The organism is Streptomyces sp. NPDC059582 (assembly GCF_042735715.1).
Classification (GTDB): Bacteria; Actinomycetota; Actinomycetes; order Streptomycetales; family Streptomycetaceae; genus Streptomyces.
In genome coordinates this window covers 179,216-205,768 of the sequence record NZ_JBHWCC010000003.1, presented here as the reverse complement: position 1 = coordinate 205,768, position 26,553 = coordinate 179,216, and the positions used below count along the sequence as shown (strand labels likewise).

Annotated in this window: 21 protein-coding genes; 16 read left to right on the top strand and 5 right to left on the bottom strand. The window is 71.8% G+C overall.

Annotated features, from left to right (window positions below; translation table 11 throughout):
• The first annotated feature begins 129 nt into the window (after positions 1-129).
• From ACFV0T_RS04535 to ACFV0T_RS04515, 5 genes are all read left to right on the top strand, one after another.
• On the top strand, positions 130-963 hold the full coding sequence (locus tag ACFV0T_RS04535; protein WP_385774336.1) for a (2Fe-2S)-binding protein: 834 nt from the start codon (positions 130-132) through the stop codon (positions 961-963).
• A gap of 46 nt (positions 964-1,009) precedes the next feature.
• Positions 1,010-2,161, top strand: a complete 1,152-nt coding sequence (gene glgA / locus ACFV0T_RS04530; protein ID WP_385774334.1) for a glycogen synthase — start codon at positions 1,010-1,012, stop codon at positions 2,159-2,161.
• A gap of 139 nt (positions 2,162-2,300) precedes the next feature.
• Positions 2,301-3,521 carry a glucose-1-phosphate adenylyltransferase gene (glgC, locus tag ACFV0T_RS04525; protein WP_385774332.1) on the top strand — a complete coding sequence of 407 codons (1,221 nt, stop codon included), beginning with the start codon at positions 2,301-2,303 and terminating at the stop codon, positions 3,519-3,521.
• A gap of 181 nt (positions 3,522-3,702) precedes the next feature.
• Positions 3,703-5,043, top strand: coding sequence for a wax ester/triacylglycerol synthase family O-acyltransferase (locus ACFV0T_RS04520; RefSeq protein ID WP_385774330.1), 1,341 nt, complete (start codon positions 3,703-3,705; stop codon positions 5,041-5,043).
• Between the two features lie 103 nt (positions 5,044-5,146).
• Complete coding sequence (locus ACFV0T_RS04515) at positions 5,147-6,640, top strand: SDR family NAD(P)-dependent oxidoreductase (RefSeq protein WP_385774328.1); 1,494 nt, start codon at positions 5,147-5,149, stop codon at positions 6,638-6,640.
• On the opposite strand, the gene ACFV0T_RS04510 is transcribed toward ACFV0T_RS04515, so the two are convergent.
• Both ACFV0T_RS04510 and ACFV0T_RS04505 read right to left on the bottom strand, forming a co-directional pair.
• Positions 6,619-7,428, bottom strand: a complete 810-nt coding sequence (locus ACFV0T_RS04510) for an SDR family oxidoreductase (protein ID WP_385774326.1) — start codon at positions 7,426-7,428, stop codon at positions 6,619-6,621. The two genes, ACFV0T_RS04515 and ACFV0T_RS04510, sit on opposite strands and share 22 nt — an antisense overlap.
• Before the next feature lie 104 nt (positions 7,429-7,532).
• Positions 7,533-7,982: a hypothetical protein gene (locus tag ACFV0T_RS04505; protein WP_385774324.1), complete on the bottom strand. Its 450-nt coding sequence runs from the start codon at positions 7,980-7,982 to the stop codon at positions 7,533-7,535.
• Positions 7,983-8,443: 461 nt separating this feature from the next.
• Here ACFV0T_RS04505 and ACFV0T_RS04500 point away from each other — a divergent pair, with 461 nt between their 5' ends.
• A complete protein-coding gene (locus tag ACFV0T_RS04500) occupies positions 8,444-8,617 on the top strand; it encodes a hypothetical protein (RefSeq protein ID WP_385774322.1) in 174 nt (57 codons plus the stop codon).
• A gap of 61 nt (positions 8,618-8,678) precedes the next feature.
• Entirely contained in the window at positions 8,679-9,161 is a 483-nt protein-coding gene (locus ACFV0T_RS04495) for a GNAT family N-acetyltransferase (RefSeq protein ID WP_385774320.1), read from the top strand.
• Positions 9,162-9,181: 20 nt separating this feature from the next.
• Here ACFV0T_RS04495 and ACFV0T_RS04490 read toward each other — a convergent pair whose 3' ends face one another.
• Entirely contained in the window at positions 9,182-10,525 is a 1,344-nt protein-coding gene (locus tag ACFV0T_RS04490) for an amidase (RefSeq protein ID WP_385774318.1), read from the bottom strand.
• A gap of 327 nt (positions 10,526-10,852) precedes the next feature.
• Positions 10,853-11,863, bottom strand: a complete 1,011-nt coding sequence (locus tag ACFV0T_RS04485) for a LacI family DNA-binding transcriptional regulator (protein ID WP_385774533.1) — start codon at positions 11,861-11,863, stop codon at positions 10,853-10,855.
• 261 nt (positions 11,864-12,124) lie between these two features.
• Between ACFV0T_RS04485 and ACFV0T_RS04480 the strand changes: the two genes are divergently transcribed.
• The 6 genes from ACFV0T_RS04480 (at position 12,125) to ACFV0T_RS04455 (ending at position 21,783) form a co-directional block, all read left to right on the top strand.
• Positions 12,125-13,417: an ABC transporter substrate-binding protein gene (locus ACFV0T_RS04480; protein ID WP_385774317.1), complete on the top strand. Its 1,293-nt coding sequence runs from the start codon at positions 12,125-12,127 to the stop codon at positions 13,415-13,417.
• A 6-nt stretch (positions 13,418-13,423) separates the two neighbouring features.
• Positions 13,424-14,326, top strand: a complete 903-nt coding sequence (locus tag ACFV0T_RS04475; protein WP_385774315.1) for a carbohydrate ABC transporter permease — start codon at positions 13,424-13,426, stop codon at positions 14,324-14,326.
• The gene (locus tag ACFV0T_RS04470; RefSeq protein ID WP_385774313.1) at positions 14,323-15,228 is read left to right on the top strand and encodes a carbohydrate ABC transporter permease; all 906 of its coding nucleotides are present in this window, start codon (positions 14,323-14,325) and stop codon (positions 15,226-15,228) included. Before ACFV0T_RS04475 ends, ACFV0T_RS04470 begins: the two co-directional genes overlap by 4 nt.
• 87 nt (positions 15,229-15,315) lie before the next feature.
• Positions 15,316-16,572: a glycosyl hydrolase gene (locus ACFV0T_RS04465; protein ID WP_385774311.1), complete on the top strand. Its 1,257-nt coding sequence runs from the start codon at positions 15,316-15,318 to the stop codon at positions 16,570-16,572.
• A complete protein-coding gene (locus tag ACFV0T_RS04460; RefSeq protein ID WP_385774310.1) occupies positions 16,569-18,731 on the top strand; it encodes an endo-beta-N-acetylglucosaminidase in 2,163 nt (720 codons plus the stop codon). Before ACFV0T_RS04465 ends, ACFV0T_RS04460 begins: the two co-directional genes overlap by 4 nt.
• Before the next feature lie 31 nt (positions 18,732-18,762).
• Positions 18,763-21,783 carry an alpha-mannosidase gene (locus ACFV0T_RS04455; protein WP_385774308.1) on the top strand — a complete coding sequence of 1,007 codons (3,021 nt, stop codon included), beginning with the start codon at positions 18,763-18,765 and terminating at the stop codon, positions 21,781-21,783.
• Positions 21,784-21,968: 185 nt separating this feature from the next.
• Here ACFV0T_RS04455 and ACFV0T_RS04450 read toward each other — a convergent pair whose 3' ends face one another.
• A complete protein-coding gene (locus tag ACFV0T_RS04450) occupies positions 21,969-22,697 on the bottom strand; it encodes a FadR/GntR family transcriptional regulator (protein ID WP_385774306.1) in 729 nt (242 codons plus the stop codon).
• Between the two features lie 147 nt (positions 22,698-22,844).
• On the opposite strand from ACFV0T_RS04450, the gene ACFV0T_RS04445 reads away from it, so the two are divergent.
• From ACFV0T_RS04445 to ACFV0T_RS04435, 3 genes are read left to right on the top strand one after another with little or no spacing between them, the layout of a single operon-like run.
• Positions 22,845-23,942, top strand: coding sequence for a sugar ABC transporter substrate-binding protein (locus ACFV0T_RS04445; RefSeq protein WP_385774304.1), 1,098 nt, complete (start codon positions 22,845-22,847; stop codon positions 23,940-23,942).
• A complete protein-coding gene (locus ACFV0T_RS04440) occupies positions 23,939-25,516 on the top strand; it encodes a sugar ABC transporter ATP-binding protein (RefSeq protein ID WP_385774302.1) in 1,578 nt (525 codons plus the stop codon). The genes ACFV0T_RS04445 and ACFV0T_RS04440 overlap by 4 nt, the downstream gene beginning before the upstream one ends.
• Positions 25,509-26,534 carry an ABC transporter permease gene (locus ACFV0T_RS04435; RefSeq protein ID WP_385774300.1) on the top strand — a complete coding sequence of 342 codons (1,026 nt, stop codon included), beginning with the start codon at positions 25,509-25,511 and terminating at the stop codon, positions 26,532-26,534. Before ACFV0T_RS04440 ends, ACFV0T_RS04435 begins: the two co-directional genes overlap by 8 nt.
• Positions 26,535-26,553: the final 19 nt, after the last annotated feature.

Here is a 26,553-nt window from a genome sequence, read left to right as displayed (position 1 = left end):
CCGATCCCTTCCCGTCGTCGTCCCTGAGCAGGCAATGGGTCCTACTGCCGATGGAGTACGAAAGGAGGGCGCTCCTCCCCAGGGTGGGTGACACGGAGGGGAACCGGCTGATCACTGCTCCTACCGGTCTTGGTACTACTGCTGGTCGTGGACCTCGAACCCGATCTCGACCCGGCTCTCGCCGCCCTCCGCCCGCTCGGAGGCTTCTTCGCCCTGCGCACGGTCCCACCCGCGGCCGGAGCGCCGTCCGGACCGTCGTCGACACTGGAGGAGATCTACAGAGATCGGACATCCAGTCAGGGGTCCAATGTCCAGCCGGATCAGACATCGGAAATCCATGCGGATTCTGGTGATGCTGCGGATCCCCTCGCCTTCCGGGTCGCCAAGGTCGCGCGGAGTCTGCGGACGTCCGAGGTGCGGGTCGGGGCGTCGGTGGCGCACCAGGCGCTCGCGGCCCGGCTGTGGTCGGCCGCGCTCGGGTGTGCCGTGCTGTACGGCCGGATCCCCGACCTCGACCCGGGCCTGCTGCGCTGGGACGCCGACGGCGGCGCCCCCGACGACCTGTGGCTGTCCGAGGTGCGTCCGCTGCCGGGGGACGCGGCGACGCTCGCCGGCGCCGTGCTGGACGGTCACCTCCGGCCGCTGACGGCGGTCGTGCGGGCCCGCTACCGGGTCGCGTCGGGATTGCTGTGGGGCAACGCCGGATCCGCGCTGGCGGGGGCTGCCCGGGAGCTGGAGCGCTGGGCGCGGGCCGACGGCCGTCCGGACGCCGCCGCCGGAGCCCGCTCGCTGACCGCCGAGCTCTTCGGCCACCCCCTCCTCGCCGGGACCGGCTCCCTGGCCGGCACCGCGTTCCGGCGCCGGAGCTGCTGTCTGTACTACCGCGTGCCCGGCGGGGGTGTCTGCGGCGACTGTTGCTTCACACGACCCCCGCGCCCTTCCCCGCACGACGCATCTGGGTGACCATGAGGGCACCAGCCGTCGAGACAGGTCGAGACAGGGGGTTCCGGTGCGAGTGGGACTGCTGACCCGGGAGTACCCCCCGGACGTGTACGGCGGCGCGGGGGTCCATGTCGAGTTCCTCGCCCGGGAGTTGCGGTCCCTCGTCGAGCTGGACGTGCACTGCTGGGGAGAGGGGCGGACGGACGGCGTCGTACGCCACCGCTCCTGGTCCGCCCTCGACGGCGCCAACGACGCGCTGCGCACCTTCTCCACCGACCTGTCGATCGCCGCGGCCGTCGAGGGGCGCGATCTCGTCCACTCGCACACCTGGTACGCGAACCTCGCCGGCCACTTCGCCAAGCTCCTCTACGGCATCCCGCACGTGCTGACGGCCCACTCGCTGGAGCCGCTGCGCCCCTGGAAGGCCGAGCAACTCGGCGGCGGATATGCCCTGTCGAGCTGGGCCGAGCGGGCCGCGGTCGAGGCCGCCGACGCGGTGATCGCGGTGTCCGGCGCGATGCGCGAGGACATCCTCGCCTGCTATCCGGCCCTGGACCCGAAGCGGGTGCACGTCGTGCACAACGGCATCGACACCCGCCTGTACCGGCCCGACCACGGCACCGACGCCCTCGCCCGCGTCGGCGTCGACCCGAGCCGCCCGTACGTGCTGTTCGTCGGCCGGATCACCCGCCAGAAGGGCGTTCCCCATCTGCTGCGCGCGGTGCGGGACATCGATCCGGCGGCACAGGTCGTGCTCTGCGCGGGCGCGCCCGACACCCCGGAGATCGACCGCGAGTTCCGCGAGCTGTTCGAGGAGTTGAGCCGCGCCCGCGACGGCGTGCACTGGATCCCGCGGATGCTGCCGCGTCCGGAGGTGATCCAACTCCTCACGCAGGCCTCCGTGTTCGTCTGCCCCTCGGTGTACGAGCCGCTCGGCATCGTCAATCTGGAGGCGATGGCCTGCGGCACACCCGTGGTGGCCTCGCGGGTCGGCGGCATTCCCGAGGTGGTGGAGGACGGGAAGACCGGCCTGCTGGTGTCCGTGGACGACGACTTCGAGGCGGGACTCGCTCGGGCGTTGGACTCGGTCCTCGGCGATCCGGAGGCGGCCCGGCGCATGGGCGAGGCCGGACGGGAGCGCGCGGTGGGCGAGTTCGGCTGGGACGCGGTGGCACGGCGCACGGTCCGGCTGTACGAGGAGATCCTCAAATCGGCCTAGCCGGGCGGAGAGTACGGCTCGGGGATCGCGGGAATGAGGGCTCGGGGACCGCACGGAGCGGGGCTCGGGGCTCCTCGAACAGGCTTGGTGCGAACTGCTCAGGGGCAGGCATGGGTCAACCAGGGTGAGGGGAGCGGCCATGCGTCGTGGAGGGCCTTCGGTGCTCGGAATCGTGCTGGCGGGCGGTGAGGGCAAGCGTCTGATGCCCCTGACCACGGACCGCGCGAAACCCGCGGTCACCTTCGGCGGCACCTACCGTCTCGTCGACTTCGTCCTTTCCAACCTCGTCAACGGCGACATCCTGCGCATCTGCGTACTGACGCAGTACAAGTCGCACTCGCTGGACCGGCACATCACCACCACCTGGCGGATGTCCAGCCTGCTCGGCAACTACGTCACGCCCGTCCCGGCGCAGCAGCGACTCGGCCCGCACTGGTATCTGGGCAGCGCCGACGCGATCCTCCAGTCGCTGAACCTGATCTACGACGAACGTCCCGAGTACGTCGCGGTGTTCGGCGCCGACCACGTCTACCGCATGGACCCGCGCCAGATGCTGGCCCAGCACATCGACAGCGGGGCGGGCGTGACGGTGGCGGGGATACGGGTGCCGCGCACCGAGTCGTCGTCGTTCGGCGTGATCACCCCGGGCTCGGACGGCCAGACCGTCGACCGCTTCCTGGAGAAGCCCGCCGACCCGCCGGGACTGCCGGACGATCCGGAGTCCGTGTTCGCCTCGATGGGCAACTACATCTTCACCACCAAGGTGCTGATCGAGGCGCTCCAGCGGGACGCAGAGGACCGAAGCTCCGTGCACGACATGGGCGGCTCGATCCTGCCCCAGCTCACCAGCCGTGGCGAGGCGCACCTGTACGACTTCAGCGCCAACCACGTGCCGGGCGAGACCACCCGAGGGCAGGGCTACTGGCGTGACGTCGGAACCCTCGACGCGTACTACGACGCCCACATGGACCTGATCGCCGAGCGCCCCGCCTTCGACCTCTACAACCGCAACTGGCCCGTCTACACCCACTCCAACCAGCTCTCGCCCGCCCGCTTCAGCTCGGGCGGGATCGCCGGCGAGTCGATCATCAGCGCCGGCTGTCTGATCCGGGGCCAGGTGACCGGGTCCGTGCTGTCACCCGGGGTGGTGGTCGACCCGGGAGCCGTCGTCCAGGGCTCGATCCTGCACGACAACGTCCACATCGGCCGGGGCGCGGTGGTGCGCGGGGCCGTCCTGGACAAGAACGTCGAGGTGCCGCCGGGTGCGACCATCGGGGTGAATCCGGAGCGGGACGCGGAGCTGTACACCGTGTCGAAGGGCGGAGTGATCGCGCTGGGCAAGGGACAGCTGGTGTCATAGCCCGCACGGGTTGTTTCCGGCCACGCCGGGTAAAGCCCTGTGACCAGCGGGATTGGTGAGACGACGTGACCGGGACTTAATACGCTGTTTACTGAGCGTAGCCTGACCGCGCTTGACCGTAATCGCCCATGGGCGATTGACTGCTTGCTGACCCGTCCCCTCGTCGACGCGAGGCAAGCCTTTGACTTCCGACCTGCTCGCCCCTCTCGACCTGGCGTTCTGGAACATCGAGTCCGCCGAGCACCCCATGCACATCGGAGCGCTCGGGGTCTTCTCGGCCGACTCGCCCACCGCGGCGGCGCACGCGGCCGACCTGCTCGCCGCCCGCGCGGCCGCCGTACCGGGGCTGCGCATGCGGATCCGGGACGTGTGGCAGCCGCTCGATCTGCGCCGGCCCCTCGCTTTCGGCGGCGCGGCCCGTGAGGCCGACCCGGAGTTCGACCCCCTGCACCACGTCCGGCTGCACGCCCCGACCGCCGACTTCCACGTGGACGCGGGCCGGCTCATGGAGCGCCCGCTGAAGCGCGGCCGTCCCCCGTGGGAGGCCCATGTGCTGCCGGGCGCGGACGGGGTGTCCTTCGCGGTGCTCTTCAAGTTCCATCACGCCCTCGCCGACGGCCTGCGGGCGCTGACGCTCGCCGCCGCCGTCCTCGACCCCATGGACATGCCCCCGCCCCGGCCGCGTCCGGTCCAGCCGCCCTCGCGCGGACTGCTGCCCGATGTGCGCAGGCTGCCGGGACTGCTGCGGGGCGCGCTGTCCGACGCCGGCCGGGCCCTGGACATCGGTGCCTCCGTCGCCGCGTCCACCCTGGCCATGCGCCCCGTCCCGGCGCTCACCGCGGAGTCCACCGGCACCCGGCGCACCGCCGGGGTGGTGATCGACCTCGACGACGTGCACCGGGTCCGCAAGACGGTGGGCGGCACCGTCAACGACGTCCTCATCGCCGTCGTGGCCGGTGCGCTGCGCCGCTGGCTCGACGAGCGCGGCGACGGCAGCGAGGGTGTCGCGCCCCGCGCGCTCATCCCGGTCTCCCGGCGCCGGCCGCGCACCGCGCACCCACAGGGCAACCGGCTCTCGGGCTACTTGATACGGCTGCCCGTCGACGAGCCCGACCCGCTCGGCCGGCTCGGCGCGGTCCGCGCCGCCATGGACCGCAACAAGGACGCGGGGTCGCACCGCGGCGCCGGCGCGGTCGCCCTGCTCGCCGACCACGTGCCCGCGCTCGGCCACCGGCTCGGCGGACCGCTGGTCAGCCAGGCGGCCCGGCTCTGGTTCGACATCCTGGTCACCAGCGTGCCGCTGCCCAGCCTCGGTCTGAAGCTCGGCGGCAACCCGGTCACCGAGGTCTACCCGCTCGCCCCGCTGGCCCGCGGCCAGTCCCTGGCGGTCGCCGTCTCGACCTACCGCGGACGCGTCCACTACGGGCTCGTCGCCGACGCGAAAGCCGTGCCGGACCTGGACCTCCTCGCCCGCGCGCTGGCCGAGGAGGTGGAGACGCTGATCGAGGCCTGCGGTCCTTGATCATCCGCGGTTTGGCCCCGGGGTCGGGCGCTCCGTTAGAATTTCGCGTTCGAAGCGAGCGCGGAAGGAGCGCCGCGACGGGACCCCAGGGATCGGCAGCGCGATGACGGTGACGCAGGACGGCACGGCGACCACGGACGAGGTGGTGTACGGGCCCGGGATCGACCCGGAGCGGCTGGCCGTCTGCCTCGGCGTGCTCGAGGAACTCGACGAGCTGGACGTCGACCACCCCGACGCGATCGCCGTGCGCCGGGCCACCGCGGGCGTCTACCGCACGGTCAAGCAGCGCCGCCGCCAGGAGCGCCGGGCCGCCAAGACCGCGCACGACAAGGCGGTCACCGAGGCCACCGCGACCGGCTCCGCCCAGCGCATCGACGACGAGACCGAGGGCATCCTGCCGTCGTCGGTGACGGAGGAGGGTCAGATCGCGGGGATACTGCAGCGCCCGCGCTCCTGCTACACCTGCAAGACCCGCTACGTCGAGGTCGACTACTTCTACCACCAGCTCTGCCAGAACTGCGCGGCCCTGAACCGCTCCCGCCGCGACGCCCGCACCGACCTCACCGGCAAGCGCGCGCTGCTCACCGGCGGCCGCGCCAAGATCGGCATGTACATCGCGCTGCGGCTGCTGCGTGACGGTGCCCACACCACCATCACCACCCGGTTCCCCAACGACGCGATCCGTCGTTTCAAGGCCATGGACGACTCCGCGGACTGGATCCACCGCCTGGAGGTCATCGGCATCGACCTGCGCGACCCGGCGCAGGTCGTGGCACTGGCCGACCAGGTCGCCGAGCAGGGCCCGCTCGACATCCTGATCAACAACGCCACCCAGACCGTGCGCCGCCTGCCCTCCGCCTACGCCGCTCTCGTCGAGAGCGAGCGCGCCCCGCTGCCGGCCGGTGAGCTGCCCGCCCGCCACGTCATCGGCGCCTTCAACTCCGGCGCGGTCGACGGACTGACCGCGCTGCCCGTCGGCGTCAGCGGGCTGGACGCGCAGAAGGTGGCCGACCTCGCGCTGGTCGCGGGCAACGCCAGCGTGGTCCGCCACCGTGAGGGCACCGCCATCGACGCGGGCGGCCTGGTCCCCGACGTGGTCGACAGCAACACCTGGGTGCAGACCATCGAGCAGATCTCCCCCGTGGAGCTGCTGGAGACCCAGCTGTGCAACTACACGGCGCCGTTCATCCTGATCAGCAAGCTGCGGCCGCTGATGGCCGAGGCCGCGCGCCGGGCGACCGGCAAGCGCGCGTACGTCGTCAACGTCTCGGCGATGGAGGGGGTGTTCGGCCGCGGCTACAAGGGTGCGGGCCACCCGAACACGAACGCCGCCAAGGCCGCGATGAACATGGTGACGCGGACCAGCGGCCAGGAGATGTTCCAGACCGACGGCATCCTCATGACCTCGGTGGACACCGGCTGGATCACCGACGAGCGCCCGCACTACGACAAGCTGCGCCTGGCCGACGAAGGCTTCCACGCCCCGCTCGACCTCGTCGACGGCGCCGCCCGCGTCTACGACCCGATCGTGCGCGGCGAGGCGGGCGAGGACCTGTACGGCGTCTTCCTGAAGGACTACGCGCCCGGCAAGTGGTGAGCCCCGCGCAACCGGTCGTGGACCGCGTACGCCCCTGAGGAGTACGCGGCCCGCACCCGCGTCCCGCCGTCCACCAGCAGATCGGCCCCGGTGATCCACTGCGCCGCGTCGGAGACCAGCCAGGCCACGGCACGTGCGACGTCCTCCGGCTCTCCGATCCGGCCCGCCGGCAGCCCCGCGGCGACCTCCGCCTCGCCCGGCTCCCACACGAATCGCGCCATCTCGGTGCGGACGAGACCGGGGGAGACGGAGTTCACCCGCACCCCGGGCGCCAGCTCGCCCGCGAGCTGCCGGGTGAGGTGCAGCAGGGCCGCCTTGCTGGTGCCGTAGGCGCCGACATTCGGGCCGACATGCCCGGCACCCTCGGTGCAGACGTTGACCACGGCGCCCCCGTGCTCGCGCAGCCATGCCCGCCACGCGCACTGCACCAGCCGCAGCGGCGCCTCCACATTGACGGCGAACGCCTCACGCCACGCCTGCGGACCGACGTCCATGAGCGGCCCGAGCGGCTGGTTCGTCGCCGCGTTGTTGACCACGATGTCGATCCGGCCGAACTCGCGCAGGACCAGCTCCGTCAGCTCCCGCGGATGAGCGGGGTCGGCCATGTCGCCCACCAGGCCGATGCCGCCCAGCTCCTCGGCGGTCCGCCGTACCGCGACCGGGTCGCGCCCGGTCACGCACACCCGCGCCCCGGCCGCGGCCAGCTCCCGGCCGACCGCGCGTCCGATCCCGCGCGTGCCCCCGGTCACCACGGCGGCCCTGCCCGCCAGCGCGTCGGACGACGTCACCGCCGTACCGTCTCACGACGGTCCGTGGGGCGACAGCCCTCGGGCCGCCCGTGCGCGGTTCTCGGTCCACTGCGCGCGAGTTCCCGGCTCGCCGTGCGCGGTTCTCAGTCCACTGCGCGCAGGGTCGAGTGGTGCTCCGCCACCAGTTTCAGGACGGTGCGCCAGTCCTCCAGGACGCCGGCGTCGAACCCGGTGGTGCGGCCCTCCTCGGCCGCGTGGCGCAGGCTCGCCAGCTCGTCGTCGGCCGGAGCGCCCAGCCAGGGGTGCCGGCGTATCAGCCGGGAGATCCGGTCGCCGAGCAGCGGGCGCACGGCGTCGGCCGCGTGGTCGGCCTGCCCGGCCGGGTCGCCGGGCCGCAGCAGCTGGCCTATGGGGTGCACCAGGCCGGTCACCTGGAGTTCCTTGTCGGCGGGGCGACTGCGGCGCAGCAGTGCCGCCGTCCGCAGCGCGTGCTCGTGCAGGTCGACCGGGGTGCGGCCGGGCACCCGGGTGTCGCGGACGCCCCGGCAGGCGTACAGCAGGTCCATCAGCTCCTCGACGCTGCGCAGCTCCATGCGTCGGTCCTCCCGCGAGACAGCCGTTGCGGTACACCAGCAGATCATGGCCTGCTTTCCACCGGGCCAACGGCACTTGAACTGCCTGGCCGTCTCGAAGTCACTTTCGTCGACGTAGGCCGAACGAGTGAATGACGAAAGGCGCGAAGCGGGGCATCGGGGTTTAAATCAAAGGGGAGTGCAGGTGAGTGACTTGCGATAGTTACCCCAAGTTTTCACTCCCCACTGAGCGCCGACCCGCTCATTTGGTTACTCTGTAGCCGACGGACAGCAGCAAGGGGTCCCACCCACACCCGAGGTCCGTCATGGGACATGCCGGTCCACAACGGCCTGCTCTCACTGTGACTCAACTGGCGCCACCGCGTCCGAACCGCCGTCAGCAAGACCCGAGCGGGCGTCGAGAAGAGGCCGGAGAACCGGTCGGTACGTCCCGAGGGTGACCGACACATAAGGAGTGCGCGGTGACACCAGAGAAGACGAATCGCGAGGAGCGCCCCAAGGAACACTCGGAGCGCGCGGGCCGCCGGAACGGACAGCTCGGCAGCCTCGACGTGTGGGCCCGGTCCGCCCCGATCCGCCTGGCGGGTTACGAGGACGACCTCGCCGAGCCGCACATCCTGCCCAGCGTGGACTGACCCCTTCCCGGGGCAGGACCATCGCGATCGCCGAACGCATGGGCGTGCGAGACTCACGCCCATGCCGATCCGAGAAGCCACCGCCGACGACTGGCCGCGGATCTGGCCCTTCTGGCACCGCATCGTCGCCGCCGCCGAGACGTACACCTGGGACCCGGACACCTCCGAGCGGGCGGCACGCGCCCTGTGGATGAGCCCGGCCAAGCGCGTCTACGTCGCCGAGGACGAGGCCGGATCCGTGGTCGGCTCCGCCTTCCTCACCCCCAACTACGCCGGCCCCGCCGCCCGCGTCGCGAACGCCGGCTTCATGGTCGACCCCGAGCGGGCCGGTCGCGGCACCGGCCGCGCCCTCGCCGAGCACGTCCTGGCCGAGGCGACGGCGGCCGGCTACCGGGCCATGGTGTTCAACGCCGTGGTCGAGACGAACCCCGCCGTACGTCTGTGGACGTCGCTCGGTTTCACCGTCCTGGGCACCGTGCCGGAGGCGTACGAGCACCCGCGGCACGGCCTGGTCGGACTGCACGTCATGCACAGGGCGCTCTGACACCCGCCCGAAGTGGTGCCCTAGTCGAGCGGCGCCGTCCGGCGCCATGGCCGCAGTTCCTCCAACTGCTCGGCCAGCCGCAGCAGTCGCTCCTCAGACCCGGGCAGACCCACCAGCTGTACGGCGGTGGGGGCGCCCGAGGGCAGGGTGCCGAACGGCACCGCCATCGCGGGCCAGCCGGTGAGGTTCCAGGGCGGGGTCAACGGTGAGTAGTTCGTGTTGACCAGCACATTGCGCAGCCAGCCGCGCTCATGCCAGGGCGCAGACCGGGGAGAGCGCCGGGCGAGGGCCGGGGTGAGCAGCACCTCGTGCTCGGCGAAAAACGGCTCCAGGCGTCGGCGCAGCCGCTCGCGGCCCTCCCCGGTGCGCACCCCGTCCAGGAACCGCTGTCCGACCATGGCGTGCACCCGGGTGCGCCGGGCCAGCAGCCGGGGGTCGAGCCCCCGGGCGTCGACGGCCGAGCCCGCCGTCCAGTGAGCCAGCGAGGTGACACCGAGCGACAGGGGGTACGGCGGCTCGGCCCGCCGCACCTGATGCCCCGCGCCGGCCAGCAGCCGGGCGGCCTCCCGTACGGCGGTCGCGTACGGCGCGCTGATCGTGACGCCGGCCAGGGGGCTGCGCACCGAGACGGCGATCCGGCGACTGCCGGGCTCCGCCTCCCTGGCGACCTCCGTGTCGGCGAGGACCGAGAACATCAGCCTGGCGTCCTCGACCGTCGTGGCCAGCGGACCGTTCTCGGACATGCCGAACCAGTCGCCGTCGCTGATACCGGCGGGCACCACGCCGTGGCCCGGCTTGACGGTGACGAGCCCGCAGTTGGCGGCCGGGATGCGCAGCGAGCCCATGCCGTCGTTGCCGAGGGCGATCGGCACCATCCCGGCGGCGACCGCGGCGGCGCTGCCGCCCGACGAACCGCCCGCCGTGCGCGAGGTGTCCCACGGATTGCGGGACGTGCCGTGGACGCCCTCCGTGGTGCCGAAGATGCACAGCTCAGGCACGTTCGTCAGCCCCACCACCACCGCGCCCGCCGCCCGCAGCCGGGCCACGGTGACATGGTCGGCGTCGGCGGGCGTGTCGGGGGTCGCCGCCGAGCCGACCCGGGTGGACTCGCCGCGCACGGCGAGGTTGTCCTTGACGGCCACCGGCACGCCCGCCAGGGGCAGTTCGCCGAGGTCGGCCCGTTCTGCCAGTGCGTCGGCCTCGGCCAGGGCCGCCTCGGCCCGCACGGTGCGGAAGGCTCCGACGCGGCCGTCGAGGCGCTCGATGCGAGCGAGGTGCTCGGCCACCACCTCGCGGGGCGTGGCCCGCTTCTCGCGGACGGCGGCGGCGATCTCGGCGGCGGTCCGGCCGACCCAGCTGGTCACTGGCGCTCCTAGGGACGGAGTGGTGCTACTGGCGAGTATGTAGGGAGAACTCTGCACCGGCGCACGCCCCGCGTCGAGAGGTGGTGATCGTGTTCTCGCGGCCACCGCTCACTCCGCCCGCGCCGCCCCCTCTTGCTTTCCCGCTCACTCCGCCCGCGCCGCCCTCGTGCCGTCCCGCTCGCGCCACCCGGTGCTTTCCCGCTCACTCCGCCCGCGCCGCCCTCGTGCCGTCCCGCTCGCGCCACCCGGTGCTTTCCCGCTCACCCCGCCCGTGCTGCCCTCGCGCTGTCCCGCTCACCCCCGCCCGCGCCACCCCGTGCCGCCCGCTCACCCCGCCCGGGCGACGCCCGTGCTGTCCCGCTCGACCAGCCGTGGCACCGGCACCCGTACGGTCCGGGCCGTACCCCCGTCCAGCAGCGCGATCAGCTCCTCCGCCGCCGTACGTCCGAACTCCACGCTGTCCCGGGACAACGCCGACAGCCACGGCTTGACCATGCGGCACAGCGCCGAGTCCTCCCAGGCCACCACCGACACATCGGCCGGCACCGAGAAGCCCAGGTCCGCCGCCGCGTCGACACCCGCGACGGCCATCACGTCGTTGTCGTAGACGAGGGCGGTCGGCGGCGCCGTGCCGCGCAGCACCCGGCGGGTCACGGCGGCGCCCTCCGCGTCCGAGTAGTCGGTGGTCACCGACCGTACCTCGGTCAGACCGCGCCGCTCGGCCTCGGCCCGCAGCGTGCGGATCCGGCGCTCGGTGTGCGCGAGCCCCGGCAGCCCGGCGATGTGCACGATCCGTCGGTGGCCGAGCGCGTACAGCTGGTCCACGACCGACGCCATCGCACCCGCGTCGTCCGCCCACACCGTCGACAGCCCGGGGTGCCGCTCGTCCGGCGGTCCGCCGATCACCACCGCGGGCAGGCCGAGTTCGTCGAGCAGCCCGGGGCGCGGGTCGTCGGTGCGCGGGTCCACCACCAGCACGCCGTCGACCCGGTGCTCGGCCCACCACCGCCGGTAGACCGCGCACTCGTCGGCGACGTCCTCCACCACCTGGAACAACAGGCCCAGATGACGCTCCGCCAGCACTTCCTGGATGCCGGAGACCAGTTGCAGGAAGAAGGAGTCCACGCCGAGCGTCTCCGCCGGCCGCGCCAGCACGAAGCCCACCGTCGCCGCGCCCTCCCCGGACAGCGCGCGGGCCGCCGTGCTGGGCCGCCAGCCCAGCTGCTCGGCCACCCGGTGCACCCGGTCACGGGTGACCTCCGAGACCCCGGGACGGCCGTTGAGCGCGAAGGAGACCGCGCTCTGGGAGACACCGGCGCGCTGCGCGATGTCCTTCATGGTGGGCCGGCGTGCCGGGGAGCGCTTTTCCGCCACCGCTGTTCCTCATTCCACCGCCGCGATGCACTAATGCGCTTGAGCAAGACGAATCTAATGCGCATTAGTGATCGTCCGCAAGGAGTGACCTGTAGGGCTCTGACCTGCACATTCAATGAACTAATGAATTTAGTCGAGTCGAATCCATTGACTTGTCCGGAGCGCGGCGTGCAGGGTCTGCCCCGGCACCAACGGCCACCCCCACCCGTGAAGGAGCCCACCCCTGTGCGCATCTCCCGTAGAGCCCTCGCCGCCGCTGCCGTCGCCGTGGTCCTCCTGCCGCTGAGCGCCTGCGGCTCGGGAGGCGACGACGGCGGATCGGCCGACGCCTCGGGCAAGGTCGAGGGCGACATCACCTTCCAGACCTGGAACCTGAGGGCCAACTTCAAGCCGTACTTCGAAGGCCTGATCGCCGACTTCGAGAAGCAGTACCCCGGCACCCACGTGAAGTGGATCGACCAGCCCGCCGAGGGCTACGCCGACAAGATCAGCGCAGACGCGGCCGGCGGCACCCTCCCCGACGTCGTCAACGTCTCCCCGGACCTCGTCGCCCCGCTCGCCAAGGCGGGCCTCGCCCTCGACCTCGACAAGACGGCGGCCCGGTACCGGAAGGAGTACCTGGACGGCGCCTGGGCCAGCCACCGGATACCGGGCATGACCGGCACGTACGCCTTCCCCTGGTACCTCAACACCGGCCCGCTGTTCTACAACAAGTCCCTGTTCGAGAAGGCGGGACTGGACCCCGAGCAGCCGCCGAAGACGTACGACGAACTCTTCACGGACGCCCTGGAACTGGCACACAAGAGCGACGGGAAGGTCGCCACCCTCGCCAACGTGCCCACCGTCGAGGACTTCGGCCGCTACGGCGTCGAGCTCATGAACCAGCAGGGCACCGGCTTCGCCTTCAACGACGCGAAGGGCGTCGAACTCCTCACCAGGTACAAGCAGCTCTACGACGCCAAGGCCCTCGACCCGCAGGCGCTGACCGCCACCCCCGAGTCGTCCGGCAAGAAGTTCCTCACCGAGGCCGTGGCCATGAACCCCGGCAGCGCCCTGGACCTCGGCAACTTCAAGAAGCAGGCGCCCAGCCTCTACAAGAACATCGGCATCACCGACCAGATCACCAGCACCGGCCACGCCAACATGTACGTCATGGGCGTGATGGTCAACGCGCAGAGCAAGCGGAAGCCCGCCGCCGTCGCGTTCGCGCACTACGTGACCGACGCCCGGCACCAGATGTCGTTCGCCGAGCAGGTCGCCATCTTCCCCAGCACCGCCGGCTCGCTCGACGACCCCTACTTCACCAAGGAGGACGGTACCGACGAGACACGCGTCCGCATCGCCGCCGCCAAGTCCCTGAAGACCGCGGTCAACTACACGCCGGTCCTGTTCAGCGAGCAGATGAAGACCGCGCTGCGCAACGAGGTCGCCAAGGCCCTGCAGGGCAAGGAGAGCCCCAAGACGGCTCTTGACAACGCTGTCAAGGCCTGCGACCGGCTGCTCCAGCAGCAGGGCTGAACCGTCATGACGAGTCCCACCGTGCCCCGTGCGTCCCGGGTGCGGCGCCAGCTGCCCAGCAGCCCCTGGCTGTTCGCCGCCCCCGGACTGCTGATCATCGGCGTCTTCATCCTCTACCCGTTCGTCTCCACCCTGGTCAACGCCTTCACCGACCGCCGCACCCTGATCCCGGGCCACTTCGTGGGACTCGCCAACTTCCGCGAGCTGCTCCACGACGACATGTTCTGGATCGGCCTGCGCAACAGCACCCTCTACGTCGTCGGTGTCGTCCCCGCGCTCGTCGTCCTGCCCCTGCTGCTCGCCCTGCTGGTGCAGAAGAACATCCCCGGCATCACCTTCTTCCGCTCCGCCTTCTACACCCCGGTCGTCGCCTCGATCGTCGTGGTCGGGCTCATCTGGGTGTGGCTGCTCGACGAACGCGGCCTGGTGAACTCGCTGCTGGAGACCGTCGGCCTCGGCCGGGTCGGTTTCCTCAGCGACCAGTGGCTGCTTCTGCTGAGCGCCATGGCCGTCACGGTCTGGAAGGGCCTCGGCTACTACATGATCATTTATCTCGCGGCGCTCGCCGATGTGCCGCGCGAACTGCACGAGGCCGCCGCCGTGGACGGCGCGGGCGCGGTACGGCGCTTCGTCAGCGTCACCGTCCCCGCCGTCCGCTCCACGATGGTGCTGGTCGCCGCGCTGTCCTCGGTCGCCGCGTTCAAGGTGTTCTCGGAGGTGTACCTGATGGCGGGCCCGAGCGGCGGCCCGGCGGGCGAGGACACCACGCTCGTCATGCTCGTCCAGCGCACCGGCACCGGCCTGACCGGCCGGGTCGGCTACGCCTCCGCGCTCTCCGTCGTCGTCTTCGTCGTCACCGTCGCGCTGATGCTGCTCGTGCTGCGCGCCGACCGGAGGGAAGAGGCATGAGCGTCGCCGAGAAGATACGGCCCGTCCGGGAACCGGCCGCCGCCAGGGAACCCCGGGTCGCCGACGAGCACGGCCGTCGCGTCCGGGTGGGAGAACTCGTCCTGCGCTACGCGCTGCTGCTGGTCGTGCTCGCCCTGACCGTGGGCCCGTTCCTGTGGCAGCTGTCCACCTCGCTCAAAGGCCCGACCGAGGACATCTACGACTCACCGCCGACGTTCCTGCCCGAACACCCCACCCTGCACAACTACGAGCGGGTCGGCGCCACCATCCCCGTCTGGGACTACGCCCTCAACTCGCTCAAGGTCGCCGGCGCCAACGTCGTGACGAACTGCGTCGGCTCGGCGCTCGCCGGCTACGCCCTGGCCCGGCTGCGCTACCGCGGCCGCCGCGCGGCCACCCTCGCCTTCGTCCTGGCGATGCTCGTGCCCGTGGAGGGCATCATCATCGCCCAGTTCACGACCATGCGGGAACTCGGCCTGAACAACACCCTCGTCGGAGTCGTGCTGCCCGGCAGCATCGGCGCCATGAACGTGCTGCTCATGCGCAACGCCTTCCGCAACCTGCCCTACGAGATCGAGGAGGCGGCCTACGTCGACGGCGCGAACGCGTGGCAGCGGTTCCTGCGGATCGCGCTGCCCGCCGTCAAGGGGACCCTCGCCGTCGTCGCGATCTTCGCCTTCATGGGCGCCTGGGACGACTTCCTGTGGCCGCTCATCGTGCTCAGTGACCCGTCCCGGTTCACCCTGACCATCGGCCTCAACTACCTGCACGGCACCTTCGCCAACGACGAACGGCTCGTCGCCGCCGGCACGGTCATCGCCGTCGCGCCCCTGATCGCCCTGTTCGCCTGTCTCCAGCGGTACTTCTTCCGGGGGGTGGGGGAGGGCGCGGTGAAGGGCTGAACCGCACGTTCCTGTTCCTGTTCCTGCGCCAGTGTCTGCCCGTCTCCGTCTCCGTCCCAGCGCCTGCCCCCGTCCAAGGACTTCCGTATGCCTGCTGCCGTGCGCTTCGGCGTCAACTACACCCCGAGCGAGGGGTGGTTCCACCACTGGCTCGACTTCGACCTCGACTCCGTGCGCGCCGACCTCGACTCCATCGCCGCGCTGGGCCTGGACCACATCCGGGTCTTCCCGCTGTGGCCCTACTTCCAGCCCAACCGCACCCTGATCCGGCCACGCGCCGTCGAGGACCTGGTCCGGCTCGTGGACGCCGCCGCCGAACGCGGCCTCGACGTCAACGTCGACGGACTGCAAGGCCACTTGAGCAGCTTCGACTTCCTGCCCGCCTGGACCCGCACCTGGCACCGCCGCAACCTCTTCACCGACCCGGACGTCCTCGACGGCCAGGCGGCCTATCTGCGCACCCTGGCCGGGGCCCTCGCCGACCGCCCCAACTTCCTCGGCATGACCCTCGGCAACGAGGTCAACCAGTTCTCGGCCGGCCCCCACCCGGACCCGGACCGGGCCACGCCGGACGAGATCGACGCCTGGCTGGAGCGCATGCTCGCCGCCTGCGAGGAGGGCGCGCCCGGCAGGCTTCACCTGCACGCCGAGTACGACGCCACCTGGTACCAGGACGACCAGCCCTTCACCCCCGCCCAGGCCGCCCGGCGCGGCGCCCTGACGGCCGTGCACTCCTGGGTCTTCAACGGCACCGCCCAGCGGCACGGCCGTACCTCCGTCCCGGCCGAGCACCACGCCGCGTACCTGATCGAGCTCGGCAAGGCCTGGGCCGACGACCCGCGGCGCCCCGTCTGGCTCCAGGAGGTCGGCGCCCCCGCCCCGCTGGTGCCGCCCGAGCACGCCGCCGCCTTCACCGCGGCGACCGTCACGAACGCCCTGGACTGTCCCGGGCTGTGGGGCATCACCTGGTGGTGCTCCCACGACGTGTCCCGGAGTCTGGCGGACTTTCCCGAACTCGAGTACGGGCTGGGCCTGTTGACGAACGACCGGCGGCCCAAGGACCTCGCGCACGCACTCGCGCGCGCGGCCCGCGAGCCCCGGCCCGCCCCGGCGCCCCGCACCACGGCGCTCGTCGTCCCCGCCGACCCCTCGACCCGTTCGGTCTGCGCCCCCGGTGGCCCCGTCTTCGACGCCTTCTTCCGGCTCACCGCCGACGGCGTCCGCCCCGCCACCGTCCTCGACACCCGCGCGGACGACAAGGACCACCTCGCCGACCGCGGCATCACCGAGGTCGTCACTCCCGATCAGGTACTCCACACCCCACCAGGAGGCACCAGCTCGTGAACCCCACCAGACGCACCGTCCTGCTCGCCGGTGCGACGGCCGCCCTGCTGCCGCCGCTGCCCGCCTTCGCGGCCCCGAAGGCCGAACCCCCCACGGCCGGCACGGCCCCCACGGCCTCCGGGGCCGACGCCACCGCGCTCCCGCCGTACGCCTCCTACTGGTACCCGGACTCGCTGCCCTCCGGGGCCCCGGGCACCGGCATCACCTGGCGCAGCCTGAAGACCTGGACGGCCGCCGGGGACGCGGACCTCGCCTTCAACGCCGCGTCCGTGCCCCTCGCGGCCCGCTTCACCCCGACCCCCGCGAACGGCACCGCCCGCGCCGGACAGGCCCGTGTGCAGTCGCTGGTCTCCTTCGGACCGACCTCCGGCAACCCGTCCCAGGGCTCGGCCACCGCCGACTACTACGCGCTGACCCACTGGTCCTACCTCGACGAGCTGGTGTTCTGGGGCGGCTCGTCCGGCGAGGGGCTGATCCTCGCCCCGAACGCGCCGATCGTCGACGCGGCCCACCGGCACGGCGTGCCGGTCCTCGGCAACATCTTCCTGCCGCCCACCGCCTACGGCGGGCAGTTGCGGTGGACGCGGGATCTCGTGCAGAAGGACGCGGCCGGGCACTACCCGCTGGCGGACCGACTGGTCGCGGTCGCTGCCGCGTACGGCTTCGACGGCTGGTTCGTCAACGCCGAGACGAGCGGCGGGAACACCGCGCTGGGCACCGACATGCTCGGCTTCGTGCGGGAGCTGAGGTCCCTCGCGGCGGCCCGGGGACAGCGGGTCACCTGGTACGACGCGATGACCGTGAACGGCACCGTGAGCTGGCAGGGCGCGCTCGACAGCCAGAACCATGCGTTCTTCCAGGCGGCCGACGACATGTTCGTCGACTTCCGCTGGTCGGCCGGGACACTGGCCTCCTCCGGCGGGAGGGCCCAGCAACTGGGGCGCAGTCCCTACGAGTTGTGGGCCGGTGTCGACGTCGAGTCGAACGGCTCGAACTCGGCCGTGAACGGGGACGCGATCGTGCCGGCGAACAAGGCGCACATCGCCTCCCTCGGCCTCTACCGCCCCGAGTGGACCCGCAACCACCTGCCCGCGGGCAGCAGGACCCCGGGTGACTTCCACGCCGCCGACGACAGGTTCTGGAGCGGACGGTCGCTCGATCCCTCGCGGCCCGACGCCACCGACCCCTGGCGGGCGCCCGCGGTGTCGATCGCGGACCGGTCGACGGTGACCTCGCTGCCGTTCGCGAGCACCTTCAACACCGGACACGGGCTGCGCTGGTACGAGGAGGGGGCGGTGACCTCGGACGCCCCGTGGAACCACCTCGGGCTGCAGGACCGGATGCCGTCGCGGCAGTGGGTGACGCGCACGGAGGGAGCGCGGCCGGCCGTCGCCTTCGACTTCGCGGACGCCTGGCGGGGTGGCAGCAGCGTGCTGGTCGACGGTGAACTGGACGAGCCGGCGGTGCTGGACGTGTACGCGACCCGGCTGCCGATCGGTGTCGAGACGGTGGTCGAGCTGACGTACCGGACGGACGCGGGCGCGGTGGACGTCGAGCTTGCCGTGGCCACGGCGGAGCCGAGTGCCGCCGGTGCGACGCCCGCGTACAGGTATCTGCCGGTGCCCCCGGTCGACAGGAGGCAGGGCGGCTCGGCCGGCGCCTCGCGGCAGGGTCGTTCGGCTGCCGACCTGCCGAAGGACCGCTCGGCTGCCGACTCGCCGCAGGCCGGTTCGGCCGTCGAGTCGCCCAACGGCTGGCAGACCGTGACCGTCCCGCTCACCGGCCTCTCCGGGGCCGTCCACGCGCTCGGCGTGCGGCTCACCGCGACGGCCGGCCCGGTGCGCTGGCGGCTGGGCGGGCTCGCGGTCCGCGACACGGTCGGCACCCCCGCCGCCCCCGCCGACCCGCACATCACCGCGGCGTCCGGCGGTGACCTGCGCCTGGCGTGGACCGCCGCCCCAGGCGACGTACGCCACTACACCCTGCACCGGCTCCTGCCCGACGGCACCCGCCGCTTCCTCGGCGGCACCTGCCAGAGCGCGTACTTCGTCACCGGTCTGCGGCCCGAACAAGGCGAGACGCAGGCGCGGTTGGAGTTGCGCGCCGTGGGGGAGCTGTACACCTCGTCGGCCCCCGTGACCGTCACGCACACCTGGTAACCATCCCCGACCCAGCAACGGAGCACCCCGCATGCATGACGACCGCAGCCTGGTCGAAGCCCGCCTCAGGCGCGTCCTCGACGAGCGTGTCCGCCCCGCCGTGTACCCCGAGTCGGTACCGCTGGACGTGTCGGTGTGGCACGCCCCCGGCGAGCCGGTGCCGGTCGCCGAGGGACTCGCCGGCGAACCCGAGCCGATCCGGGTCGGCGCCCGGTGGGGTGCTCCCTGGGGCACCAGCTGGTTCCGGGTCGCCGGGACCGTGCCCGAGGCGTGGGCCGGTCGGACCGTCGAGGCGATCCTCGACCTCGGCTTCGACGAGAACATGCCCGGATTCCAGTGCGAGGGCCTGGTCTACCGGCCCGACGGCTCGCCGGTGAAGGGCCTCAACCCGCGCAACCAGTGGGTCCGCGTCGGCGCGCCCGTGGCGGGCGGCGAACAGGTGCTGCTGCACATCGAGGCCGCCTCCAACCCCGTCATCCTCGACTACCACCCCTTCCTGCCCACACGGCTCGGTGACAAGGACACCGCCGGCAGCGAACCCCAGTACACGCTCACCCGCATGGACCTGGCGGTCTTCGACGAGACCGTCTGGCAGCTCGTCGTCGACCTCGAGGTGCTGGGCGAGCTGATGGCCGAGCTGCCGGTGGAGTCGGGCCGCCGCTGGGACATCCTGCGGGCGGTGGAGAGGGCCCTGGACACCATCGACCTCCAGGACGTCAACTCCACGGCCGCTGCCGCCCGTTCCCACCTCACGGAGGTGCTCGCCGCTCCCGCCGCGCCCTCCGCCCACCGGATCAGCGCCGTCGGTCACGCGCACATCGACTCGGCGTGGCTGTGGCCGCTGCGCGAGACGGTCCGCAAGGTCGCCCGCACCACCTCCAACATGACCGCGCTCCTGGAGGACGAGCCGGACTTCGTCTTCGCCATGTCGCAGGCCCAGCAGTGGGCCTGGGTGAAGGAGCACCGGCCCGAGGTGTGGGCCCGGGTGAAGAAGGCGGTGGCGGACGGCCGGTTCGTGCCGGCCGGCGGGATGTGGGTCGAGTCCGACACCAACATGCCCGGATCCGAGGCGATGGCCCGTCAGTTCGTGCACGGCAAACGCTTCTTCCTCGACGAGTTCGGCGTCGAGAACGACGAGGCGTGGCTGCCCGACACCTTCGGCTTCGCCGCCGGCCTGCCGCAGATCATCAAGGCCGCGGGCGCCACCCGGCTGCTGACCCAGAAGATCTCCTGGTCACAGGTGAACAAGTTCCCGCACCACACCTTCCGCTGGGAGGGCATCGACGGCACGCGGATCTTCACCCACTTCCCGCCCGTGGACACCTACAACTGCTCGATGAAGGGCAGCGAAGTAGCCCACGCGGCGGCCAACTTCAAGGACAAGGGCGTCGCCCGGCACTCCCTCGCCCCTACCGGCTGGGGTGACGGAGGCGGCGGCACCACCCGTGAGATGGTCGCCAAGGCGGCCCGGCTGCGCGACCTCGAAGGCTCGGCGACCGTGGTCTGGGAGACCCCGCGGGAGTTCTTCGACAAGGCCGAGGCCGAATACCCCGACGCACCCGTCTGGGTCGGCGAGCTCTACCTCGAACTCCACCGCGCCACCCTCACCAGCCAGGCCAGGACCAAGCAGGGCAACCGGCGCAGCGAACACCTCCTGCGCGAGGCCGAACTGTGGGCGGCCACGGCGGCCGTCCGCAGCGCTTTCCCCTACCCCTACGAGGAGTTGGACCGGATCTGGAAGACGGTGCTGCTGCACCAGTTCCACGACATCCTGCCGGGGTCGTCGATCGCCTGGGTGCACCGGGAGGCCCGGGCGACGTACGCGCGGCTGGCCGGCGAGCTCGACGCGATCATCGACGGGGCCCAGCGTGCCCTGGCCGGTGAGGGCACGATCCCGCTGGTCTTCAACGCGGCGCCCCATTCCCGGGACGGGATCCAGGCGGGCGGTGCCGCGACCCCGGTGAGCGAGGGCCGGACCGCGCTCACCCCGCGCGGTGGCGGTGGGTACGTCCTGGACAACGGCCTCCTGCGCGTCGAGATCGACGCCGACGGTCTCGTCGTGTCGGCGTACGACATCGCGGCGGACCGTGAGACGGTCGCACCCGGCCGGGCGGCGAACCTCCTCCAGCTCCACCCCGACTTCCCGAACATGTGGGACGCCTGGGACGTGGACGAGTTCTACCGCAACACGGTCACCGACCTGACCGACGCCGACGAGGTCACCCCCGGCGAGGGCGACGGGTCGGTGCGGATCGTGCGGTCCTTCGGCGCGTCGCGCGTCACCCAGGTGCTGACGCTGGCCCCGGGGGAGCGGCGGCTGGACCTCGACACCGAGGTCGACTGGCACGAGACCGAGAAGTTCCTCAAGTTGGCGTTCCCGCTCGACGTGCACGCCGAACGGTACGCGTCGGAGACCCAGTTCGGGCACCATTACCGGCCCACACACACCAACACCAGTTGGGAGGCGGCCAAGTTCGAGGCCTGCAACCACCGCTTCGTACATCTGGAGGAGCCCGGCTGGGGCGTGGCACTGGTCAACGACTCGACGTACGGCCACGACGTGACCCGTACCGTGCGCACCGAGGGCGACCGGGGCACGACCACCACGGTCCGTGTCTCCCTGCTGCGTGCCCCGCGTTTCCCCGACCCGGAGACCGACCAGGGCGTGCACCGCTTCCGGCACGCGCTGGTGCCGGGCGCCGTCGTCGGTGACGCGGTGCGTGAGGGCTGGCGGATCAACCAGCCCCGGCGGCAGGTCAGCGGCGGGCAGGCGGTCGTCCCGCTGGTGACGGTCGACCGGGACGCAGTGGTCGTCACGGCGGTCAAGCTGGCCGACGACGGCAGCGGTGACGTGGTGGTGCGCTGCCACGAGGCGCACGGCGGACGGGTACGGGCCACGCTGACGGCCGGGTTCGAGGTCGCGGGCGTGACGGTGACGGATCTGCTGGAACGTCCGCTCGCCGGGGCGGCGACACCCGAAGTCGACGGCGACGCGCTCACGTTGCGGCTGCGGCCGTTCGAGCTGGTCACGCTGCGGCTGACGCGGGCCTGAACCCGGGATGGGGCGGGGTGCCGGCGGGCGGGGCGTGAGCGCGCTCGGCAGTAGCCGGGCGGCGCGGCTCCGTGGACGCCCGCCGGCCCCCGCCCGCACCCCGGTGCCTACGGCCCCGTCCGCACGCCGGTGCCTACGGGCCCGTCCGCACCCCGGTGCTCGCGACTACTTCCCCGCTCCGGCGCCTACGCCCCCACCTGCCCGCGCAGCCACTCCTCCACTTCCCCCACATGCGCGGCGGCCGCCGCCCTGGCCGCCTCCGGGTCCCGGGCGACCAGGGCGCGGTGGATCGCCGCGTGTTCGCGGCGGGTGCGGGCGAAGGCGCCCTCCTCCTGGTAGCCGCGCCAGACGCGGGCGCGGAAGGTGCGGGAGGAGAGCCCCTCCAGGATGGCGGCCATGGTGTCGTTGCCGGCGGCCGCCGCGATCTCGCGGTGGAATGCCAGGTCGTGGGCGAGGATCCGCTCCGGATCGTCGGTCGCGTTCATCGCCGTCAGATGCTTCTCGACCTCGGCCAACTGCTCCGGTGTGATCCGCGCGGCGGCCAGCGCGGTCGCCGTCGACTCCAGCACCCGGCGCACCTCCAGCAGTTCCACCAGACGCGGGCCGCGGGACAGGTCGGCGACGACGCCGAAGGTCTCCAGCAGGTCGCCGGCCTCCAGTTGGGTGACGTAGATGCCGGAGCCGTGCCGGGCCTCCAGGACGCCCATGACGGTCAGCGCGCGGATCGCCTCCCGCATCGAGCTGCGTGAGATGCCCAGTTGGGCCGCGAGGTCGCGCTCCGTAGGCAGCCGCTGGCCCGGCTCCAGCAGTCCCTCCGCGATCAGTGCCTTGATCCGCTCGATGGCGCGCTGCGTCACCGTGCCCTTCTGCGCGGCGGGTCCGGTGTCCGCCCCTCGCGTCACGGTCTCGTCCACACCGCTCCTCCTGTTGCTGTGCGCCGCAGTCTAACCACCGAGGTGGTCGGACCACTATGCCTCGAAACCGCGGAGAATTGCTGTCGAAGGGTGTTGCGGGCACGAAGTGGTCTGATAAATATGCGGGCAACTGCTCGATCACGCTCAATGAGGAGCCGACAAGTGCGCAACGGATCGCGGAACGGACTGCGGGGCGGACGGACTTCCTCCCGGGTGACGCGTGCGGCGGCGCTGACCGCCTGCGCCGCCCTCACGCTCGTGGCCTGCGGCAGCACCAAGGACACCGGTGCCGCCGCTGCCGGGGGTGGCGGCACCGGCAAGGTCGGGGTGATCCTGCCCCTGCTGACCTCGCCGTTCTGGCAGTCGTACAACGACTACGTGCCGAAGATGGCCACGTCGGAAGGTGTCGACGCGCTCAAGACGGTCAACTCCAACAGTGACCCCTCGCAGCAGATCACCGACATCAACAACCAGCTCAACCAGGGCGTGAAGGGTCTCGTCGTCGCCCCGCTGGACAGCGCCGCCATCGAGGCCGGACTCGACCAGGCCGAACGCAGGGGTGTGCCGGTCGTCGCCGTCGACGTGGCGCCGGACAAGGGCAAGGTCGCGATGGTCGTGCGCGCCGACAACGTCGCCTACGGGGAGAAGGCCTGCCAGTACCTCGGCAAGCAGATCCCGTCCGGCAAGGTCGTGCAGATCATGGGCGACCTCGCCTCGGTCAACGGGCGGGACCGCTCGGAGGCGTTCCGCTCCTGCGTCAAGAAGAACTTCCCCAAGCTCAAGGTGCTGGAGATCCCCGCGAAGTGGGAGTCCGACACCGCGGCCTCCAAGCTGGACACCCTCCTCAACGCCAACCCCGACATCAAGGGCATCTACATGCAGGCGGGCGGCGTCTACCTCGCGCCCACGCTCCAGACCCTCAAGTCGAAGGGCATGCTCAAGACGGCCGGGCAGGCGGGCCACATCACGATCGTCTCCAACGACGGGATCCCGCAGGAGTTCGACGCCATCCGCAAGGGTGAGATCGACGCGACCGTCTCCCAGCCCGCCGACGCCTACGCCAAGTACGGCATGTACTACATCAAGGCGGCGATGGAGGGGAAGACGTTCGAGCCGGGCCCGACCGACCACGACTCCACGATCGTGGAACTGCCCGGCGGCATCCTGGAGGACCAACTGCCCGCGCCGCTGGTCACCAAGGACAACGTCGACGACCCCGAGCTGTGGGGCAACACCGTCGGATGAACACCCAGGAGACCCCGCGCACGCCCCTGGTCGAGGCGCGGGACATCGTCAAGCGGTACGGCCCCACCGTCGCCCTCGCGGACGGCCGGCTCACCGTGCTGCCCGGCGAGTCCCACGCCCTCGTCGGCCGCAACGGCGCCGGCAAGTCCACCCTCGTCACCCTGCTCACCGGCCTCCAGGCCCCCGACGAGGGCGACATCCGCTTCGACGGGGAGCCCGCGCCGCCGCTCGCCGACCGCGAGGCCTGGCGCCGCAAGGTGGCCTGCGTCTACCAGAAACCCACCGTCGTCCCCGAACTGACCGTCGCCGAGAACCTCTTCATCAACCGGCAGCCCGTCGCCCGCGGCGGCTTCATCAGCTGGCGGCGGCTGAAGTCCGAGGCCGGCCGACTGCTCGACACCTGGGACGTGCGCGTCGACCCCGAGGCGCGCACCGCCGACCTCAAGGTCGAGGACCGTCAGATGGTGGAGATCGCCCGGGCGTTGAGCTTCGGCGCCCGCTTCATCGTCCTCGACGAGCCGACCGCCCAGCTCGACAACCGGGAGATCGAGCGGCTCTTCACCCGCATGCGAGCCCTCCAGGACTCCGGTGTCACCTTCCTGTTCATCTCGCACCACCTCCAGGAGGTGTACGAGGTCTGCCAGACCGTCACCGTGCTGCGCGACGCCCGCTGGATCACCACCGCTCCGGTCGCCGAACTGCCCAGGACGGCCCTGGTGGAGGCGATGGCCGCGGAGTCGGTCGCCGAGTCGCGCGAGCACGTCCGGGACGCGGTGCCCGCCGGTTCCCCCGTGGTGCTCGACGCGAGGGGGCTCACCTCACCGTCGTACGAGGGCATCGACCTCACCGTCCGCCGCGGGGAGGTCGTCGGACTCGCCGGCTCCAGCGGCAGCGGCAAGACCGAGCTGGCCGAGTCCCTGGCCGGCCTGTACACCCCGACGGGCGGGACGGCCCGGCTCGACGGGAGGCCGCTCCCGTTCGGCGACGTGCGGGGCGCCCAGCGGGCCGGTGTCGGCTGCGTCCCGCGCGACCGGCACGAGCAGGGCCTCGTGCCCGGCATGACCGTCGGCGACAACACCACCCTCGGCGTCCTCGACCGGCTCGGACGCTTCGGCTTCGTCGCCGCCGACCGCAAACGCCGGTTCGCCGGCGAGCTGATCGAGCGCCTCGACATCCACACCGAGGGCGCGCAGCAGCCGGTCTCCGACCTGTCGGGCGGCAACGCCCAGAAGGTCGTCATGGCCCGCGCCCTCGCCTCCGACCCGCGCCTGCTGGTCCTCATCAACCCCACCGCGGGCGTCGACGTGAAGTCGAAGCAGTCGCTGCTCGCCCGGATGGACAGCGCCCGCGAGGACGGCACCGCCGTGCTCGTCGTCTCCGACGAACTCGACGACCTGCGCCGCTGCGACCGCGTCCTCGTCCTCTTCCACGGCCGCGTCGTCGCCGAGCACCCGGCGGGCTGGCGCGACCATGAGCTGATCGCCTCCATCGAAGGAGTGGACCATGGCCACCGCATCTCCCCGGGGGACCACCCCCGGACCCCCGGCCGAGGAGAGCGGGGCCCGGGTGACTGAGACGAAGAGCCCGCCCCTCGCACCGCCGCGCGCCACCGTCCCCGGCTCGGCCAGGACGGTGCTGCTGCGCCGTGCCCGTGAACTCGCCCTGGTCCCCGCCCTGTTGCTGCTGATGGTGCTCGGCGCGGTGGTCAACGACTCGTTCCTCACCGAACGCAACCTGATCTCGATCCTCGGCGCCTCCGCCGCGCTCGCCATGGTCGTGCTCGCCGAGTCGCTGGTGCTGATCACCGGCAAGTTCGACCTGTCCCTCGAGTCGGTCGTCGGCATCGCGCCCGCCGTGGGCGCGCTGCTCGTGCTGCCCGCCGCCCAGTCCGGCTGGGGTACCGAATTCCCGGCCCCGCTCGCCCTGCTGGCCGTCCTCGTGGCGGGAGCGGTCGTCGGCGCGTTCAACGGTGTGCTGGTCGTGAGGTTCAAGCTCAACGCGTTCATCGTGACCCTCGCGATGCTGATCGTGCTGCGCGGACTGCTGGTGGGCGCCACCAAGGGCAAGACCCTGTTCGGGATGCCGGACTCGTTCTACTCGCTGGCGACCACGACCTTCGTCTCCATCCCGATGTCGGTCTGGCTGGCCGGAATCGCCTTCGGCGTCGCCGGATTCGTCCTGAAGTACCACCGCGTCGGCCGCGCCCTGTACGCCATCGGCGGCAACCCGGAGGCGGCCCGCGCGGCCGGAATCCGGGTCGAGCGCGTGATGCTCGGCGTGTTCGTCGTCGCCGGTGTCCTCGCCTCGGTCGGCGGGATCATGCAGACCGGGTACGTCGGCGCGATCAGCGCCAACCAGGGCAACAACATGATCTTCACCGTGTTCGCGGCCGCGGTGATCGGCGGCATCAGCCTCGACGGCGGCAAGGGCACCATGTTCGGAGCCCTGACCGGCGTACTCCTGCTGGGAGTCGTGCAGAACCTGCTCACCCTCGCCCAGGTCCCGTCCTTCTGGATCCAGGCCATCTACGGCGGGATCATCCTGGTCGCCCTGATGATCGCCCGGGTGACGACCGGCCGTGCCCAGGACTGACTCCCGCGCTCCCCGTCAC

Excerpts from the sequence above, each read along its gene's own strand:
- ACFV0T_RS04470 (WP_385774313.1), top strand. The coding sequence starts at position 14,323 with ATGAGCGTCGCCGAGAAGATACGGCCCGTCCGGGAACCGGCCGCCGCC.
- ACFV0T_RS04445 (WP_385774304.1), top strand. The coding sequence starts at position 22,845 with ATGAGGAGCCGACAAGTGCGCAACGGATCGCGGAACGGACTGCGGGGC.
- ACFV0T_RS04455 (WP_385774308.1), top strand. The coding sequence starts at position 18,763 with ATGCATGACGACCGCAGCCTGGTCGAAGCCCGCCTCAGGCGCGTCCTC.
- ACFV0T_RS04440 (WP_385774302.1), top strand. The coding sequence starts at position 23,939 with ATGAACACCCAGGAGACCCCGCGCACGCCCCTGGTCGAGGCGCGGGAC.
- ACFV0T_RS04475 (WP_385774315.1), top strand. The coding sequence starts at position 13,424 with ATGACGAGTCCCACCGTGCCCCGTGCGTCCCGGGTGCGGCGCCAGCTG.
- glgC (WP_385774332.1), top strand. The coding sequence starts at position 2,301 with ATGCGTCGTGGAGGGCCTTCGGTGCTCGGAATCGTGCTGGCGGGCGGT.
- ACFV0T_RS04505 (WP_385774324.1), bottom strand. The coding sequence starts at position 7,982 with ATGGAGCTGCGCAGCGTCGAGGAGCTGATGGACCTGCTGTACGCCTGC.
- ACFV0T_RS04515 (WP_385774328.1), top strand. The coding sequence starts at position 5,147 with ATGACGGTGACGCAGGACGGCACGGCGACCACGGACGAGGTGGTGTAC.
- ACFV0T_RS04495 (WP_385774320.1), top strand. The coding sequence starts at position 8,679 with ATGCCGATCCGAGAAGCCACCGCCGACGACTGGCCGCGGATCTGGCCC.
- ACFV0T_RS04465 (WP_385774311.1), top strand. The coding sequence starts at position 15,316 with ATGCCTGCTGCCGTGCGCTTCGGCGTCAACTACACCCCGAGCGAGGGG.
- ACFV0T_RS04485 (WP_385774533.1), bottom strand. The coding sequence starts at position 11,863 with ATGAAGGACATCGCGCAGCGCGCCGGTGTCTCCCAGAGCGCGGTCTCC.